Origin of the sequence: Exiguobacterium sp. s181 (assembly GCF_018617125.1) — a bacterium.
Taxonomy (GTDB): Bacteria; Bacillota; Bacilli; order Exiguobacteriales; family Exiguobacteriaceae; genus Exiguobacterium; species Exiguobacterium profundum.
This window is the reverse complement of the sequence record NZ_JACSJM010000001.1, coordinates 563,096-579,961: the sequence shown is the minus strand read 5'-3', so window position 1 is coordinate 579,961 and position 16,866 is coordinate 563,096. Positions and strand designations below refer to the sequence as shown.

The window sequence follows — 16,866 nt, the reverse complement described above, 5'->3', positions numbered from 1 at the left end:
CTAAAGAATGTGCAAAATGAGGAGGAAAACGAACTATGCGATCACGATTACTCGCAGCCTTAATCTTTACGTTTATGACGACGCTCACGACGTTCATCTGTTATACCGTCTTCTTAGACGCGGATGCGTTATGGCAAATCCTGCTTGCCTATGCAGGCAGTGCGTTCATCGGAACGCTCGCGTTTTGGTATCCGGTCAGCAGACGCTCTCAAACGTCCCGCTTCGGTGGCGCATGGATCGGCATCATGATTACTGCAGCGACACTCATTGGCTTCACCGTCATCCGTTTCACATTCCGCGGGGACGCAGCAGCATTGCTCGACTGGCAAACGATGCTGGCGAGTCTTGCCTACACATTCGGTTATGTCGGATGGGTGCTCACAATCTTGAATATCGTGCTCGGCTTCTTACTCGCCGGCACACGTCCAAAAGTACGCTACGAAGCGCGTCCGACGCGCTGATTGAAGTGACCAGGGATTCTCCTGGTCACTTTTTTGTGCACAAAAAAAACCGTAGAATGCTCTACGGTCATTGCAATTTATACGATTTATCCACGACACCATACTCCGCGTACTGGAATGAGTTGTCTGCGAATTGGTCTGGGACAAGCCGTTCCACATAGCGGGCGAACGGGACGATGTGACGCGTCCTGTCATGTGACCGTCCGAGATCAAGCACCGCATCGACGAGCGCTTCGAGTGCATGGTGTGACGTCGGTTCCTCGTCTTCTTTGAAAATGCGATGTAACTCCTCTTCGTGCATCAAGTCAAAGATGCGCATCCGTACTTCGAGTTGCCGTTGCATTTCTTCGACGGACTTCCCGTGCATCGCTTCTTCATAGGCGAGCTTCATCTGTTCGAGTTCCGGTACTTTTCCTCGCATGAGTACTTTGAGCGACTCGCCCGTCCAAATATGGCGGGCCAAATAGTTCGGGTCGATTTGCAAAGCGTCTGCGAGCGCCTCTATGTAAGGCATGGTCGGATAGACCTCACTCAGTTCGGTACGTCGGATAAAGTACGGGGCGACGCCAATCTGTTCCGCAAGCGTCTCAATCGACAATCCGGCCCGTTCCCGTAATATTCGTATCCGATCCCCGTATCCCCGGTATGGTGCATTTTTTCCATCCATCTCAATTCCCCCTTCCCTCTCTTCATTATAATTCCCGCATTCGCAAAAAAATACTCGGAAGCCTAAGCTCCCGAGTCATGGGTCGTCTTCTTATTTCTTTGTCAACTCGACGACTTCCGAAGATCCAGCTGTCACCGTGTCGCCTTCTGCGACAAGTTTGTTCACGCCGAAGCTGTCGTGGTTCGTGATGATGATCGGAGTGATCGTCGATGGCGCGTTCGCTTTGATGAAATCGAGGTCGAACGTGACGAGTGGGTCGCCTGCTTTGACAGATTGACCTTCTGTAACGTGTGTCTCGAAGCCTTCACCTTTAAGGTTTACCGTATCCAAACCGATGTGAATCAAGTATTCCGCACCGTTGTCCGCGTTGATACCGATCGCGTGTTTTGTTGGGAATACTGTCGCGATTGTTCCGCTAACCGGTGAGACGACTTTTCCTTCAGTCGGCTCGATTGCGATCCCGTCACCCATCATTTTTTGTGAGAATACTTGGTCCGGTACGTTCGTGATGTCGACGACCTTTCCTGTAAGCGGTGAAACCGCGTTGAGTTGTTCTTCTTTACCACCAAAAAGTTTTTTAAAGAATCCCATAGCTTAATCCCTCCAACATGTTCTATTGAATCGAAGTCTTCACTTTTATACCCGAAAAGCTAATACTTCAATCCCTACCCCATTAACGGTATAGTTGTAATAAGGTAGTGCGAAATCGTTTTACACATCGTAAGAATACGAGTGTGCAATCGCTTTTGCAAGCCCTTTTTACACTTTGTAAAAATTTCACACGATGGAGGCGCTTACAATGACGACTTTCACAAAATTGTCATATGAACGGCCCGACTTGGACGCTTTAAATAGCAGATTGTCGGACTATTCTGCCGAATTACAGCAAGCCAGCACACTCGAGGAAGCGAACGAACTCATTCGCCAAATCAACAAAGAACGGAACGACTTTGAGACACAAAGTCAACTCGTCGCGATCCGACATTCGGTCGACACACGCGATGCGTTTTACGAAGAAGAACAGGCCTTCTATGACGACGCACTTCCGGTCTATGAGAAGGAGATTCAAGCGTACTATCGCGTCTTGACGAACCACGAGCTTCGCACTGAACTCGAAGCGGAATGGGGCAGCCAACTGTTCTCTCTCGCCGAGCGCGCACTTGAAACGTTCGAGGAGTCACTCATCCCGAAACTGCAGGAAGAAAACCGCCTCGCGACAGCTTATCAAAAGGTCATGTCCGCTGCGCAAATCGAATTTGACGGCAAGACACTCAACTTGTCACAGTTCGGTCCGTATCTCCAATCACCAGACCGTGATGTCCGAAAAGCCGCATCTGTCGCCCGCTATACATACCTTTCTGATAACGGCGATGAGCTCGACCGCATTTATGGGGAACTCGTACGCGTCCGTACGGAAATCGCTCACGCGCTCGGCTTCCCGTCGTTCGTCGAACTCGGTTATGCACGGATGCAGCGTGTCGGCTATGACGAGTCGATGGTCGACAACTTCCGGAAGCAAGTCCGTGACGTCATCGTCCCGCTCGCATCTGCTTTGAAAGAAAAGCAGGCGAAACGAATCGGCGTCGACCACCTCTATTACTACGATGAGTCGTTCGTCTTCCCAGACGGAAACGCGACACCACAAGGGGATGAGTCGTTCATCATCGAAGGCGGAAACAAGATGTATCGTGAGCTCTCAAACGAGACGGACGAGTTCTTCCAATACATGCAGGAACGCGGCGCCCTCGACTTGACGGCGAAACCAGGGAAATCCGGCGGTGGCTATTGCACTTACTTACCGTCTGAAGGACTTCCGTTCATCTTCTCGAACTTCAACGGGACGGCCGGCGACATCGACGTACTCACGCACGAAGTCGGTCATGCCTTCCAAGTGTATGAAAGCCGTCATTTGACGACACCGGAATACGCCTTCCCGACGTATGAGGCGTGTGAGATCCACTCGATGTCGATGGAATTCTTCTGTTGGCCATGGATGGAGCTCTTCTTCGGCGACCAAGTCGACAAGTATAAGTTCAATCACTTGGCAGGTAGCATGACGTTCCTTCCGTATGGCGTGCTCGTCGATGAGTTCCAACACGTCGTCTACCGCAACCCAGAGATGACAGCTGCCGAGCGTCGTCAGGCGTGGCGCGATTTGGAGAAGGTCTATCTCCCGCACCGTGATTATGAGACGAATGACTATCTCGAATCGGGCGCATGGTGGCACCAACAAGGTCACATCTTCCAAAGCCCGTTCTACTATATCGACTATACGCTCGCACAAGTATGTGCATTCCAGTTCTGGGTGCGCATGCATGAAGACCGCGAAGCGGCATGGAGCGATTACCTCACGCTCTGTCAGGCAGGCGGAAGCCGTTCGTTCCTCGAACTCGTCGAACTGGCAGGTCTCAAATCACCATTCGCAGACGGCGTGTTGAAAGAAACGATTGATCAAATCGAAGACTATCTCTTGAAACATCCGCTAGCGAACTGATAAGTAAGACCATCGGAAGCTTCCGGTGGTCTTTTCATTTGGGTTCACTTCGTACTGAAGTGTGAAAGGCAAATCAATCTTTTTATTACCTAAAAAAGAGAGGAGAAATTGATTACAAACTCATTCATGAATTAGAGCACGACAATCGTCTTTCCATGAGCGAACTTGGACGACGTATCAATCTTTCCGCTCCTTCCGTTAGCGAGCGGGGTCGACGACTAGAATCATTTGGAGTCATCAAACAATACTCGCTTGTACTTGATCACGAAAAGCTAGGTCTTCCAATTCAATGTATCATCGAGGCAACAGTGAAGAATGGCCAATACGAAGCGTTCCTTCATTATTTAACTAAATCAGGCGAGAATTCTCCCTCCTCTAAGCGTCTCGGGGCGTAGCCCGGCGTAGGTGGGAGATGAATCGCCCGGTCCAACAGTTTTCTCTCCCTATGACAGATGTTACGAACAAAAGTTCGTGATTCCGTCAGATTCTCCCTCCCCCTCCTCGGGTATCGGATGAGGAGGACACATCACGATCTTCTGAAGGGAGGAGGGACGGACATGCTGAAAGGCTACACATACAGGCTCCACCCGACGCCGGCACAGGCCGAGTTCCTGGTCCGGACGATCGGCTGCGCCCGATTCATCTACAACAATGGATGGTTTCTGAGAAGATTGAAAACCCTCGCTTTCTTTGCCAATCCGAAGCGAAGGTCAAGAAGTCGCAGCGCGCGTTGTCACGAAAGAAGATCGGAAGCAAGAATCGTGAAAAAGCTAAGCAGATCTTAGCCAAGAAACACGAGAAAATCGCCAATCAACGCAAGGACTTCCTTCACAAGCTGGCGAGACGGATTGTTGACGAGAACCAAGTCATCGTCGTGGAGACATTGAAGTCAAAGGATATGATGAAGGATCACAAGGTAGCGAAGTCCATCGGGGATGTCAGCTGGTACGAGTTCGTCCGTCAACTCGAATACAAGTCAAACTTCTATGGACGGACACTCATCAAGGCGGACCCCTGGTACGCATCCACTCAAATCTGCTCCACTTGCGGAGTAAAGGGCGAGAAGAAAGCGATGGATGTCCTTGAATGGACGTGTGCCTGTGGCGCGCATCATGACCGTGACATTAACGCTAGCATCAATCTATTGATGTTGGCAAACTAAAACGAATTCCTTCAGGGTGGGAACCACCCGACGAGCTTGGTAAATAATCGTGGCTAATAAAAGTACGATCTTCCCAAGAAGCTCCCCCTTCAATTTGCGAAGCAAATAAGTGGCGAGTAGTTCACAACAACAACCGAATGTTTCATTTTGTTATCGCATATCTGGTGACGCCTGTTATCTCATCAAAATGCAATTCTCGTCTTTTTCTGCAGCTGAATCTTTTATCGATGAAGTGATTCCATATGCTCAAACAAAAACACAATTCATCTTTTCAGAAATCGATATTTAATCAACGTGAACATGCAAAAGGACTGGCAAAATTGCCAGTCCTTTATCGTTTTAAATGACGTCTAGCTGTTGTTTCGTCGTCGGTGGTGGGAATGCCTCATCGAGCGCAGCAAAATCCTCCTCACTCATGTCGAGCAAGAGCGCTGCCGCATTCTCCTCGACATGTTCGGCCTGCCCGGCTTTCGGGATGGCGATGACGTGTCCGCTCCGGACCGTCCAAGCAAGTAAGATTTGCGCGACTGAGGCACTATACGACTCCGCAATCCGATTGATCGTTTCGTTATTGAAGACCTCTTCTTTCACGTCACTTCCTTCAGCGAGTGGAGCGTATGCCATGACAGGAATCCCTTGTTCTTTTAGATAAGGAAGGAGGTCATACTCAATCCCGCGACTGCCAAGATGATAGAGCACTTGATTGACCGCGCACTTGTCTCCATTCGGTAGCGACAGCAATTCCTTCATATCGTCCACGTCGAAGTTCGAGACTCCCCATGCCCGAATCTTTCCGTCCGCTTTGAGCTGTTCCATCCCTTGAATCGTCTCCTCGAGCGGGGCATCGCCTCGCCAATGGAGTAAGTAAAGATCCAGGTAGTCCGTCCCGAGTCGTTCGAGCGACGCATCACATGCGCTGACGAGTTTATCGCCATACGCATTGTATGGATACACTTTCGAGATGAGAAAGACATCTTCGCGTCGGTCTTGGATCGCTTCCCCTACCAACTTCTCAGACTCCCCTTCCCCATACATTTCCGCCGTGTCGATGACATGGAGTCCGCAGTCGATTCCTGTCCGAAGCGCCTCAACCTCGGCATCATGCTTCGATTTGTCTTCCCCCATGCGCCATGTACCTTGTCCGAGTGCGCGCATCTCGCGCCCGTCTTTCAATTTGACGACGTTTTGCTTCAAAGCTGCAAGTAATAAAGAATGTGGTAGTCGTTGATTCATAACGTTTCCTCCTTTGTCCATGCTTCATGTAGTGGACCCGTCGTCCCGAAGACGGGGTCAAACTTCGGTTTTTCGACTTGTTCGATTCGCTTCACGTTGTCCGGTCGTTCTTCCGTCTTTCCTGTCAACGTGTCATAGTCACGACCGTCCGGGTATGCCCCGACCACTTGAAAATCTTCGCTCGCCTCGATGCGACGATGTCCCGTTCCCGCCGGTAAGACGAGGACATCACCTAGGCGGACGCGGACGAGGTCACCGTTCGTCCCTCCGAGTTGAAGCGTCGCTTCACCTTGTAATATGCCCAATACTTCATGCGTGTTGCTGTGATAGTGATGATAGTCGAACACCCCGTTCACCCAACTGTTCGTCCATTCATTATGGGCAAACGTCTCTCGCATCCCGCTCGGGTCATCAAAGACGCCACGATAGAGGAGCGCCGGATAATCCGGATGGTTGGGAATGGAGCCGTCATCTGTAAACAAAAAAGTTTTCACGTCCATCCTAATTCCCTCCTTGTCTCTGTCCCTGTACCCGACTTGTCACTACGAAAAACGGTCGTCCGTATTGGACGACCGTGATGGTTATGAAATGACCTCTTCACCGGACTGATCGATATGGCACTCGCCCCAGGCGCACATGGCGTCCAAGATTGGCTTGAGTGACCATCCGTACTCAGAGAGTGAGTAAATGACTTTCGGTGGAACTTGCTCGAACACCGTACGAACGACGACACCATCCGCTTCGAGCTCACGCAATTGTTGGGTGAGCATTTTTTGCGTGATGTTCGGCATGAGTTTACGCAGTTCACTCGTCCGTCGCTCCCCTTTAATCAAGTGACACATGATGACGACTTTCCACTTACCGCCGATGACGTCAAGTGTCGCTTCGACCGGAATATTATATGGCATTTCGTTTCCTCCATTTCTTACATAGGCACTTTTTGGTGCCTACCGCACTAAAAAGTACGTACTTCTCAAACTGTTTTCATGCACTTATGATAGCAACTGTAGCAAATCTATACAAGTTCATTTCGCTTGTAACATCCCCTTGAGACGGTAAGGTACTTTTTCGACCGTACTGAACAATAGAGGAAAGTGAAATGTCTTTGCTATCCGGAGACGAAGGGCCCTCGTCTTCCACACTATTTTTATCAACTAGGAGGAACTACTCATGAACCAACCTTATTCACAACCTGTTGAAGAACAGGCACCTAAAAATGGAGGATTGGCGTTACTCGCTCTCGCCATCAGTGCTTTCGGCATCGGAACGACCGAGTTCGTCCCGGTCGGTCTTCTCGCATCCATCGCAAGTGATTTAAACATCGGCATCACACTCGCGGGTCTCATTATCTCGGGATACGCAATCGGCGTCGCCGTCGGTGCACCGATTTTGACGGCACTCACAAACCGAATGAACCGTAAGACGTTACTCATGGCACTCATGGTCGTCTTTATCGGCGGAAACTTGGTCTCGGCCATGTCGACCAGCTTCGAACTGTTGATTGTCGCCCGATTTATCACCGCATTCTCGCATGGTGTCTTCTTCTCAATCGGCGCAACGATTGCCGTACAACTTGTACCGCCACATAAAAAAGCGAGTGCGATTGCACTCATGTTCACAGGTTTAACTGTCGCGACTGTCACAGGGGTCCCACTCGGTACCTTTATCGGTCAAGCGTTCGGATGGCGTGCCACCTTCTTCGCAGTCGCAGCACTCGGTGTCGTTTCAATCATCGCTAGCTTCTTCTTGATCCCGAAAGATTTGAAACAATCACCACCAGCGAAGTTCTCTGATATGAAGAAATTGCTCACGAACGGTCGTCTCATGCTCGGGTTCTTAATCACAGCACTCGGTTACGGCGGAACGTTCGTTGCCTTCACGTACTTGACACCAATCATGCAAGACGTGACAAAAATTAGCCCGAGCTTGATCAGTGTCGTCTTACTCGTTTACGGAATCGCGGTCGCTATTGGGAACGCGGTCGGTGGAAAGCTCGCCAACGAAAATCCAGCGAAAGCATTGTTCTATATGTTTATCGTTCACGCAGCCGTCATGATCATCATGTCGTTCATGATTCCGTTCAAAGTGGCAGGTCTGGTCGCCATCGTCTTGATGGGTCTCCTTGCCTTCATGAACGTGCCTGGACTTCAACTGTATATCGTGCAATTGGCTGAAAAATATGTACCGGCTGCTGTCGATGTCGCATCCGCACTCAACATCGCGGCCTTCAACATCGGGATTGCCCTCGGTGCGACAATCGGTGGACTCGTCGCTGATTCAATTGGACTCGTCCACACACCTTGGGTCGGTGGAATCATGGTCATCATCGCCGTCATCTTGACAGCCATCTCACGTCGTGTGGAAGCCAACTAAGGAGGAACCTATGTTCAACAATCATAAAAGCTACAACCGGATGTATCGGGAGGGCGAGCTCACGCTCGGCCTCCACATCCCTTTAGAAAACTTCAAAATGCGTATTCCGACACTCGAACATCAAGTCGAGCTTTCTCAAAAGGCAGACGACTATGGCTTTACAGCGCTATGGTTACGTGATGTCTTACTTAAAGACCCGAACTTCTTAGACCCGGCTGTCGGTCAAATCTATGACATGCTGATCTACGGGACACATTTGCTCGGTCAAACGAAAAACATTGCGCTCGGTACGTCCGCGCTCGTCTTGCCACTCCGTCATCCCCTTCGTTCGGCGAAGGAAGTCGCGACGATCGAAGCGTTATTCCCGGAACGGTTGATTCTCGGGATCTCGTCAGGCGACCGTCGGGCCGACTTCAAAGGACTCGGAGTCGATCATCCGACACGCGGCGATCAGTTCAAAGAATCGCTTCGCGTCATGGAACAGGCGCTCTATAACAACTACCCAACCATTGACTCGCCTTATGGGGAAGTTGAACAGGCTACACTTGTGCCGCGTCCGAAGAAACGGATCCCGACGATGATCACTGGATTCGCACAACAAGACATGGACTGGCTTGGGGCAAATGGCGACGGATGGATGTACTACCCGCAGGCACCTTTTGCGCAACAACAAGTGCTCGACGCGTGGCGCGCAAGCGGTGAAGCACATGGTCGTGCTTTTCGTCCCTTCTCGATGCCGATGCATCTTGACTTGACGCATGACCCAGACGAGCCACCGACGCCGATTCGTCTCGGTTTCCGAATCGGTCGCAACCACTTGATCAAGTTGCTTGAATCGTATCGCGCCATCGGCGTGAATCATCTCTTCTTCGCCCTCTTCGACGGAGAACGTCCGGCTGAGGAAGTCATCGATGAATTAGGAGAATATGTATTACCCTATTTTCCGCCACTTGATTGAGGTTTGCCCTACTCCTATTTTTAAAAACGAAGCTGAAAGAAACGTAAAACAAGCCAGAACCCTAAGTCAGTTCTGGCTTGTTCATTATCGGACTTCATTCTCCAATTGTTTCAACTTTGTCGAGTAATACTCGATGATGTCACGGCGTCGGATGATGCCGATGAAATACTTCCCATCATCGACGACCGGCACGAAGTTTTGGTCCGTGATCGCATCGACGAGCTCTTCAATTTGTGCCGTAATCGAGACCGGCTTATAGCGAACGCGTTGCTTGATGTCTTTTAGACGTGTCCGGAGCACTTTTTCGTAATCTTCTTCCCCGCGAAGCTGTTCTGCGAGTGCCCAGAGTAAATCCCCCTCTGTCATCGTCCCGGCGTAAAATCCGTTCTCCGAAACGAGTGGGACAGACGTAAATCGATGATGCTTCATCTTTTCAAGTGCTTGTCGTACCGTTGATTCGGGGTCCAAATATTTGACGTCTTCTTTCGGATATAAAAAGAAAGCGATATTCATTTAAATCTCTCCTCAATCTGTTAATCCACCCCGCTATTGTACCATGAATGGTAGGACAGGTTGAACTAAATCCATGTTCTAATCTGGTTTTATCCCCCTTTCTCCAAAACAACACAAAAAAACATCGTGACTCTAGTCACAGCGATGTTTCAGTGATTCAAAAAATGGAAGGGAACTCCAATTGAATTATACCCGTTTTCGTTGGTTCTTACCCTTATCGACATACAAAAAGCCCCCGATTCGGAGGCCATCGATTATTGAACAAACCGCAACAACGTATCGTTAAATTTCTCTCGTTCATCCAACACCGTACCGTGTCCACTCTCTTCAAAGCGCTCGATTCGCGCGTTCGAGATGCCTTGCTCCATCTGCTCGGCGAATGCGAAAGGACAGATCTTATCATGTACTCCATGGATGATCAACGTCTCGACATCAATTTTTGGCAGGGCATCTCGTAAATCTTCGTCACGTAACGCCTGTGCCGAGGCAATCGTCCCATGGCTCGACGCGACGAGCGCGAGATGGTGGAACCAGTTTTGCATCGGTTTCGAATGTTCTTTCTCGAAGAAGATTTCTCCGAACCCTTCGAGCATCTTCGGTCGGTCGGCCCGTGTATCGTCAATCAACGCGTCGACATCGTCCGTTGTCATTCCATATGGATAATCTGCACGCTGTGTGAAGATTGGTGCCGCGGCTCCGGCCAAGACCAATTTGTTGAGTCCATCCTCTTTATAGTCGGCTGCGTAGCGAACTGCAATCGCCCCACCCATTGAAAAACCGACGAGCGTGAAGTTTTTTAAGCCAAGTCCATAGACGACCATATGCACATCAGACGCCATTGTCTCATAGTCATAACCTGTCGCCGGGGCATCAGATTTCCCGTATCCTCTGAAATCAATGCCGATGTAGCGATATCCCGCTTCGACGAGCGCATTCTTCTGATACTCGAACATATTGTTGTTTGCTGGCCAACCGTGTAAGAAGACAATCGGTTCCCCAGATCCGACATCCTCTACGTATAGATTTGTACCGTCATGTGCTGTATTATATCCCATCATCCAACCTCCACAGTCATTATTTAGCGAAAACACTCCCAACCTCATTGTTCCCTATTCCGACTTCGAGTAACCCTCTTATGTGTCGCGCCAGAGCGCTTCACCTTTTAGATAACCTTCAACGGCTTTCGCTCCTTCTCGTAAAACAGCTTCTCGCCAATCCGCGTTTTCCGGATAGAACATCGCCATGAATTCGTTTTGAATACTGTTTCGTGCCTCAGGGTCCTTTGTCCCTTCAAAGTACAGCCGGTTCTCTAAAATAATCGTTAAAAATTCACGGATGGATGCTTTTGTCGACGTCCCAAACGTACCGAATTCAAATAAGGCAGAAACGAGACCCTTGTCCGGGTATTCCGTATCGCGCACGTAGTAAAAATGATTCGTCGAATCTCCGAGTACCTCGTCCGGGTCATACACGTTGACGTTGTCTAGACCGTACGCTTGTTTTAACTCATCTTCCGTGCGACCGTCCCGTTTGCTGATGACCATCGTAACCTCGTTCGTCGGTCCGAGTGCGGTATGCCAATCGAGATGGACGACTTTTCCGTAGCGCTCAAGTAAATCATGTTGAATCCCTTTTAAAAAGATGGCAGACGGTTCGTCTTCTTCTCCCCCGTAATACACACCTTTCGGGAATTGATATTGCCCCATCCCTTTTGCACCACTCATCGCTTTGAAGCCATCAAGCTTAATTCCAGAGCCGAGAAATGAATAGATCTGTTCACGTGCCTCATGATAGTCGTCAATTACTCCGTCCGGTACGAAGAGATGGCGCATCAGCTCATATTCACGGTTCACGTTATACGGGACCGCTTCACGATCAATGACGTAATTTCGGTTCAAATCGACATTGTGTTCATTGACACGTCGAAAGTGTTTCATCCCCCATGGATTGACAGCATGGATGAGACAAATTCCCGTCGTCTCATGACGGACATGCGCGAGTTGTGTTTGAACAAATTGATGGGTCACCGCGGCGCCCGCATACCCTTCAATTCCATGTTCCCCGATTGTCATGAGAATCATCGCTTTTCGTTCTCGTTTCGGCTCCCCTAAAATGACGTCGATACTCTCGTCCCCAATCGAGTGTGTCAACAACTCCGCTTTCGGATAAAATCGCTTCACTTCAGACAGTAAATTCAAGAATTTCTCTCGCGACTCTTCGTAAGATGATGAAAAATACTGGCTCATCGCACTCTCCTCCAATCTCTCTTCTCTCTATCCTTTCCCATCCTGAGGCAATCTAAAAACGCCTCCTTTGAGAGGAAACATTTCAATCAAGGGGTGCGGATTCGTTTCGAATGTTGACGTCGGAATGCCATCATATAAAAGATTGGCCCAATTAAAACGGCACCGAATAACCAATAGAGCCCCGCATTCGCATACAGTCCTTCGAAAGAACGGAACACCCAAGCGAGAATGGTGAAGGCGACCATCAACTCGATGGTCCACAATAGCCCACGACGAACCGCTAGGAAGACCGTGTTCGTTTTTTGGAAGAAGGCTGCGACGAACGCAATCAAGAATGCAGGAAAACTCGAGAGCCACAACATTCGATTCAGCGAACTTTCAGCAAAGTACGAGTTGCCGAGAGACACGGTGATCAGAAAATGCATCAAGAGGACAAGCACGACGACAATCCAACCGACCAATACATCCCGTTCCATTTTTTTCATCACAACCAGCTTCCTCTCTGAAGAGTTGAATACTATATATTTACCCGTTTTTCATTTCTTCTCGTCCGCTTCAAGAAAAAAACGCACTCTGTTCTCAGAATGCGTTCCGTGTATTATCCGACCAACTCCCGCGCCCATGCTTTCGCGCGTTCTAGTTCGCCTTCCTTCAATACCTCCGTCGTCCCATCGACGAGGAACGACTCTTTCTGGACATCCGTCGCCCCTTTTTCAATCATTTCCCCTTCGACTCGATTGACGGCATGACCGAACCAGTCGATGATTTTACCAAGAATCGGATTCTGTTTCTCTTTGACGAAACTTGTGTCAAAGGCAGCCGTCCGTTTTCCTCGTAACGCATTGTCCGAGATGCCATCCAAAAACACTTTGATGTCTTCCGTTTCGTATCCCCCATGTGTCGGTGAACCGATGACGACCAGGTCGACATGCGCTAAGTCGCCTAATCCAATATTCAACACATGTTCCATGCGTGCCTCATGGTCTTTCGACAGTTCCTCTTGCATCGCATGGGCAATTTTTTCTGTATGACCATACAGCGAGTCAAAAATAATCAAGATGTTCATCATGAATCCCCCTTTGCCGAACCTTTCTTTAATCCCGTTCCCATTTCCACGTTCGTTCATGCTTCTTTTTGGTACAGCGAACTTCGCTTGAAGAACGTCCAACTCACCACAACAATGCCGAGTGCGAGCAAGATATAGCCGAAGAACGTGACAAAGTCGCGCGTATGATAGGGTGCTTCGAATCGATACTCCGCTCGCTTCCACTCCGAACCGTCCTCGACCGCAATGACGTCTTCCACAGACTCCCCGTCGACTTCACGGTACACCGTCCCAATCGGATATCCGTTCGAAGCATTCCCGTAGTAACGTCCCGTCTCATCATTGACCACTGTCTCCACTTCACCGATCAAGTCACCGAGTGCATCCTCTTCGATTGTTGTGTCGAGCACTTCATATGCGTTTCGGTCGAACACGACAAACGTATAGGCCCAGGAAAGGGCAGATGCGGGCAGCGCAGTCGAGAGTGAAAGGAGCATCAAGAAAATCAGTCGCCTCATTTGAGACTCCAGACGAATGTCGCCGAATCACTGACGTCAATGTCATCTGGTTCGAGTTCGGGCATCCGTGATTCCGAATAGACGACGTCCTGACTATAGAGGACGTTTGTAGGCGAGAACAGGTGAATCTCTCCCCATGTGTAGTCAATTTGAAGCAAGTCTCCGAGTTCGGCGCCTGCTCCTTTCGCAAGAAGCTCTGCTCGTTTTTTCGCATTCTCCGCGGCACTCACCAATAGCTGATCCTCGATCGCATTCGGGTCTTTCATCGTAAAGCGAATGGAGAGTTTCGGATTTGCCCGAGATTGACTGATTTGTTCGATGACGTCCGATAGTTTAGACGTATCGAGCGCAAATTCGAGCTTCGTCTTCTGTTTACAGACATATCCGACAAACCGCGACCGATAATTCTCATCTCGATCACGATAGCTCTCGTATTCCGTATCAATCGAAAAGTCACTCGTTTTGAGGTCCGTCTTGTCAAACCCTGCACGCGTGATGGCTTTTTGAAGATGGGACACCGCACTTGCCGCCTCAGTCATCGTATCTTCGTACCGTGGCGCTTTCGAGACGAGATCCATGTGAATCACAATCAAATCCGGTCGAGCTGAGACGTTCCCCGTCCCTTTTACGGTAATCTTTCGTTCCATATCCATTTCCCCCTTATCGATTTGAGTTCTCCATTATTCTGAAAATCGCGTCATCATCCAGTCCTCTACTTCATCGAGTGAGTCCACACCTTGTAAGGACGGGTAAGCATCCCGCTCGAACAAGAGTCCGTTCGGAGTATCTAAAAATAGATAACGCTCCCCATCCGGAAAACCGTAATCGGCAATATCTTTCAATCGGAGCGTGGCATCATTTTGTTCCCAGACAAACTCGTCATCATATGGAATCGGCATGAAAATTCCTTCCATGCCCTGTTTCACGTGCGAGATAACACTCATATGTTCTGCCTGTCCAGTTTCCCCAATTGCATCGGCACGAACAATCAAATCTCGCCCGATTTGCACGTCCCCTCGATACACATTAGATACGTGTATCGTGATAAGTGACTGATATTCGGTCTCTCCATTGAAATCAATCTCGATATGTCGAATGTTCGTGACCGTTCCTCGGACCACGACAGGATTCCATTTCGAAAAGAGTTCATCTTCGGTCATGTCCATCATATTTTCCTCGGAAATATCTGATGTCACTTTTGATTGGTCGACAATGTGAACGGAATTCGCAGTGGAATCCGTAGATAATGGGATGCGTTCGTTCCAGACATTCGATGTGAAGAGCATGAATCCTGCAGCGATCGCAACGAGAAGTCCCCCTCCCCATTTCAGTCGTTGATAAGGTTTTCGCTCTATCATCATCGATTCCTCTATATACCGGTCATCGACTTCACCGAGTAGTCGAAGGATCTGCTCACTTTTCATACACGAACGCCTTCTGCTTCAAGCGCTCGCTGTAACGCATCCCGTGTGCGCTTCAAGGTCATTTTGACATGGCTCTCCCCGAGCTGATGTGTCGTTGCAATTTCTTGAATCGAGTGTAAATAGAAATAACGTTGCATGAACATCACCCTTGTCAGTCGAGGTAGGTCTGCTAGAAATTCATTCAACACGTCGACGAGATCTTCGTCTTTCATCGATTCCGTAAGGACATGTTCTAGTTCTTCATAGACGAGCGGTACTTCCCCACCACCACGTTTTTTTGCATGATTCTTCTTATAACGCTGTAGTGCGAGATTTCGCACGATCTTCGTCAAATACGCTCCGAGTCGAAGCGGACGTGTCGGCGGGATCGACTCCCACGCTTTCATATATAAATCGTTCAAACACTCCTCTGTGTCTTTGCGATTCTGTAGAATATTATAAGAAACACGATGACAATAGCTTCCGTATTTCTTCTTCGTAGCGACAATCGCATACTCCGATCGTTCCCAGTACCAATCGATGATGACCTGGTCATCCATCCAGTTACCCCCTTCGTAATAACCCCTCTATAACTATAGACCCCAATCTCATATCATTCGTCACAATCTATCAAAAAAACCTCGTCGTCGAGACGAGGAATGTTACCCTGATCCATCATTTCTTCCAAATCGATACGGCAAGTCCGCCAATGTAGCCAATCATCGCCCCGCTCGCAATCCCATATACCAGCTCGATATCGAAGAAGAACGAGAGAATCACACCGAGTGTCGTTCCCGCAATCAATCCGAAACAAATGATACAGTCTTTCCATTCTGGTGAATCCATCTTGCTCCTCCTAACCATGTGCTCAATCTGACGACTTCATCTCTCCAATCGCTTTGAGACCTTTTAGTGCCCTGACTTTCCGAGTATGATGTTGTACCGCATAAGCCAACATCGCGACGACAGCTATGTTCAATAGGACGGTCCACTGCGCATATGGATTGGAAAGATTCGCTATCACCACAACAAAGTTAGCGAGCCCCACTGCGCCATACAGTTGGATGATTCGTTTTTCTCGCTGAATCATCGAATCAAAATCCGAATACAATTGGAACGGTCCGTCACTCGTTCGTTTTCGCAAGAAAATCCACCGATACGACGTGTCGACCACTTCGATGCCCACTTCATCCAGGAATGCCATATACGCCTTCGACTCGGGATGCGAAGGTAAGTTAGACAATAGTTCGATTCGATACGTGTACGTCCCGGGTTCGACTTGTTTGAACACATATCGCATCAAACGAAAGGATTCGAGTGCCCATCCGCTTTGAGCCATCTCGTTGAGCCACTTCTCTTCCTTCTCATAATCAACAAAGATGCGATAAATCGTTTTCGTCTTCATGTGTCCAACCCCTTCGTCCATTCATGACCATGTCGCACCAGTTCTTCTAGCCGATTTAATTCTGACCGGAGTGCCTTCCGACCCGCTTCCGTGATCTCATACTCTTTCTTCCGCCCCGTACCTTCGAGCGCCTGAATCCATCCTCTGTCTACTAGACTACTGAGGGCGCCGTATAACGTACCTGGGGCGAGTTGAACCCGCCCATTGCTCAATTCTTGCACGAATTGCATTATCCCATACCCATGCCTCGGGACTTGCAGAGATAATAATATATAATAAACCGCCTCGGTTAATGCGCCTGTACTTGACTGTTGTGTCACGTATCCCGCTCCTTTATATCGTTCTTCGTTATATCGTCATCCGATATATCAAAAATATCCTATTTTTG

22 protein-coding genes and 3 pseudogenes are annotated in these 16,866 nt (G+C 49.1%); 8 read left to right on the top strand and 17 right to left on the bottom strand.

From position 1 onward, the window contains the following. Nucleotides 1–35: 35 nt before the first annotated feature. Nucleotides 36–461, top strand: a complete 426-nt coding sequence (locus KNO70_RS03025) for a hypothetical protein (protein ID WP_078147368.1) — start codon at nt 36–38, stop codon at nt 459–461. 67 nt (nt 462–528) lie between these two features. On the opposite strand, the gene KNO70_RS03020 is transcribed toward KNO70_RS03025, so the two are convergent. Together KNO70_RS03020 and KNO70_RS03015 are read right to left on the bottom strand one after the other, a co-directional pair. Next, entirely contained in the window at nt 529–1,128 is a 600-nt protein-coding gene (locus KNO70_RS03020; RefSeq protein WP_214687264.1) for a helix-turn-helix domain-containing protein, read from the bottom strand. Between the two features lie 90 nt (nt 1,129–1,218). Beyond that, nucleotides 1,219–1,719, bottom strand: coding sequence for a PTS sugar transporter subunit IIA (locus KNO70_RS03015; protein WP_012727005.1), 501 nt, complete (start codon nt 1,717–1,719; stop codon nt 1,219–1,221). Nucleotides 1,720–1,927: 208 nt separating this feature from the next. Between KNO70_RS03015 and KNO70_RS03010 the strand changes: the two genes are divergently transcribed. The 5 genes and pseudogenes from KNO70_RS03010 to KNO70_RS02995 all read left to right on the top strand — a co-directional run bounded on the left by KNO70_RS03010 (nt 1,928) and on the right by KNO70_RS02995 (nt 5,073). Further along, nucleotides 1,928–3,622, top strand: coding sequence for a M3 family oligoendopeptidase (locus KNO70_RS03010; RefSeq protein WP_214730393.1), 1,695 nt, complete (start codon nt 1,928–1,930; stop codon nt 3,620–3,622). Nucleotides 3,623–3,729: 107 nt separating this feature from the next. Beyond that, a pseudogene (locus KNO70_RS03005) lies at nt 3,730–3,969 on the top strand (Lrp/AsnC family transcriptional regulator); the annotation flags it as partial. A 105-nt stretch (nt 3,970–4,074) separates the two neighbouring features. After that, a pseudogene (locus KNO70_RS16290) lies at nt 4,075–4,263 on the top strand (helix-turn-helix domain-containing protein); the annotation flags it as partial. Nucleotides 4,264–4,280: 17 nt separating this feature from the next. Beyond that, nucleotides 4,281–4,784, top strand: a pseudogene (locus KNO70_RS03000) (RNA-guided endonuclease TnpB family protein); the annotation flags it as partial. Between the two features lie 109 nt (nt 4,785–4,893). After that, entirely contained in the window at nt 4,894–5,073 is a 180-nt protein-coding gene (locus tag KNO70_RS02995; protein ID WP_214730392.1) for an Lrp/AsnC ligand binding domain-containing protein, read from the top strand. 50 nt (nt 5,074–5,123) lie between these two features. On the opposite strand, the gene KNO70_RS02990 is transcribed toward KNO70_RS02995, so the two are convergent. The 3 genes from KNO70_RS02990 to KNO70_RS02980 all read right to left on the bottom strand — a co-directional run bounded on the left by KNO70_RS02990 (nt 5,124) and on the right by KNO70_RS02980 (nt 6,925). Beyond that, nucleotides 5,124–6,017, bottom strand: a complete 894-nt coding sequence (locus KNO70_RS02990) for an aldo/keto reductase (protein ID WP_078147373.1) — start codon at nt 6,015–6,017, stop codon at nt 5,124–5,126. Further along, nucleotides 6,014–6,517: a cupin domain-containing protein gene (locus tag KNO70_RS02985; protein WP_074036164.1), complete on the bottom strand. Its 504-nt coding sequence runs from the start codon at nt 6,515–6,517 to the stop codon at nt 6,014–6,016. Before KNO70_RS02985 ends, KNO70_RS02990 begins: the two co-directional genes overlap by 4 nt. Before the next feature lie 81 nt (nt 6,518–6,598). Continuing rightward, complete coding sequence (locus tag KNO70_RS02980; protein ID WP_078147375.1) at nt 6,599–6,925, bottom strand: winged helix-turn-helix transcriptional regulator; 327 nt, start codon at nt 6,923–6,925, stop codon at nt 6,599–6,601. Between the two features lie 262 nt (nt 6,926–7,187). Here KNO70_RS02980 and KNO70_RS02975 point away from each other — a divergent pair, with 262 nt between their 5' ends. Continuing rightward, nucleotides 7,188–8,390, top strand: a complete 1,203-nt coding sequence (locus KNO70_RS02975; RefSeq protein ID WP_214730391.1) for an MFS transporter — start codon at nt 7,188–7,190, stop codon at nt 8,388–8,390. Nucleotides 8,391–8,400: 10 nt separating this feature from the next. After that, nucleotides 8,401–9,348, top strand: a complete 948-nt coding sequence (locus KNO70_RS02970) for an LLM class oxidoreductase (RefSeq protein ID WP_214730390.1) — start codon at nt 8,401–8,403, stop codon at nt 9,346–9,348. Nucleotides 9,349–9,432: 84 nt separating this feature from the next. On the opposite strand, the gene KNO70_RS02965 is transcribed toward KNO70_RS02970, so the two are convergent. The 12 genes from KNO70_RS02965 to KNO70_RS02910 form a co-directional block, all read right to left on the bottom strand. Next, on the bottom strand, nt 9,433–9,861 hold the full coding sequence (locus KNO70_RS02965) for a CBS domain-containing protein (protein WP_012727014.1): 429 nt from the start codon (nt 9,859–9,861) through the stop codon (nt 9,433–9,435). A gap of 254 nt (nt 9,862–10,115) precedes the next feature. Further along, nucleotides 10,116–10,919, bottom strand: coding sequence for an alpha/beta fold hydrolase (locus tag KNO70_RS02960; protein WP_371816086.1), 804 nt, complete (start codon nt 10,917–10,919; stop codon nt 10,116–10,118). A 75-nt stretch (nt 10,920–10,994) separates the two neighbouring features. After that, nucleotides 10,995–12,107 (bottom strand): M14 family metallopeptidase, encoded by a 1,113-nt coding sequence (locus KNO70_RS02955; RefSeq protein WP_214730388.1) that lies wholly within the window; start codon nt 12,105–12,107, stop codon nt 10,995–10,997. An 86-nt stretch (nt 12,108–12,193) separates the two neighbouring features. Beyond that, nucleotides 12,194–12,592 (bottom strand): hypothetical protein, encoded by a 399-nt coding sequence (locus KNO70_RS02950; protein ID WP_078147379.1) that lies wholly within the window; start codon nt 12,590–12,592, stop codon nt 12,194–12,196. A 113-nt stretch (nt 12,593–12,705) separates the two neighbouring features. Continuing rightward, nucleotides 12,706–13,173: a flavodoxin family protein gene (locus KNO70_RS02945; protein WP_214758394.1), complete on the bottom strand. Its 468-nt coding sequence runs from the start codon at nt 13,171–13,173 to the stop codon at nt 12,706–12,708. A 56-nt stretch (nt 13,174–13,229) separates the two neighbouring features. Next, nucleotides 13,230–13,670 (bottom strand): hypothetical protein, encoded by a 441-nt coding sequence (locus KNO70_RS02940; protein ID WP_214811217.1) that lies wholly within the window; start codon nt 13,668–13,670, stop codon nt 13,230–13,232. After that, nucleotides 13,667–14,317 carry an SIMPL domain-containing protein gene (locus KNO70_RS02935; RefSeq protein ID WP_214758398.1) on the bottom strand — a complete coding sequence of 217 codons (651 nt, stop codon included), beginning with the start codon at nt 14,315–14,317 and terminating at the stop codon, nt 13,667–13,669. The genes KNO70_RS02940 and KNO70_RS02935 overlap by 4 nt, the downstream gene beginning before the upstream one ends. A gap of 33 nt (nt 14,318–14,350) precedes the next feature. Beyond that, nucleotides 14,351–15,094 carry a hypothetical protein gene (locus KNO70_RS02930; protein WP_214811208.1) on the bottom strand — a complete coding sequence of 248 codons (744 nt, stop codon included), beginning with the start codon at nt 15,092–15,094 and terminating at the stop codon, nt 14,351–14,353. Continuing rightward, a complete protein-coding gene (locus tag KNO70_RS02925) occupies nt 15,091–15,633 on the bottom strand; it encodes an RNA polymerase sigma factor (protein WP_214811205.1) in 543 nt (180 codons plus the stop codon). The genes KNO70_RS02930 and KNO70_RS02925 overlap by 4 nt, the downstream gene beginning before the upstream one ends. A gap of 115 nt (nt 15,634–15,748) precedes the next feature. Beyond that, nucleotides 15,749–15,919, bottom strand: coding sequence for a hypothetical protein (locus tag KNO70_RS02920; RefSeq protein ID WP_211782449.1), 171 nt, complete (start codon nt 15,917–15,919; stop codon nt 15,749–15,751). A gap of 22 nt (nt 15,920–15,941) precedes the next feature. Continuing rightward, a complete protein-coding gene (locus KNO70_RS02915) occupies nt 15,942–16,478 on the bottom strand; it encodes a DUF2812 domain-containing protein (protein ID WP_214811202.1) in 537 nt (178 codons plus the stop codon). After that, nucleotides 16,475–16,798 (bottom strand): PadR family transcriptional regulator, encoded by a 324-nt coding sequence (locus KNO70_RS02910; RefSeq protein ID WP_214811199.1) that lies wholly within the window; start codon nt 16,796–16,798, stop codon nt 16,475–16,477. The genes KNO70_RS02915 and KNO70_RS02910 overlap by 4 nt, the downstream gene beginning before the upstream one ends. Nucleotides 16,799–16,866: the final 68 nt, after the last annotated feature.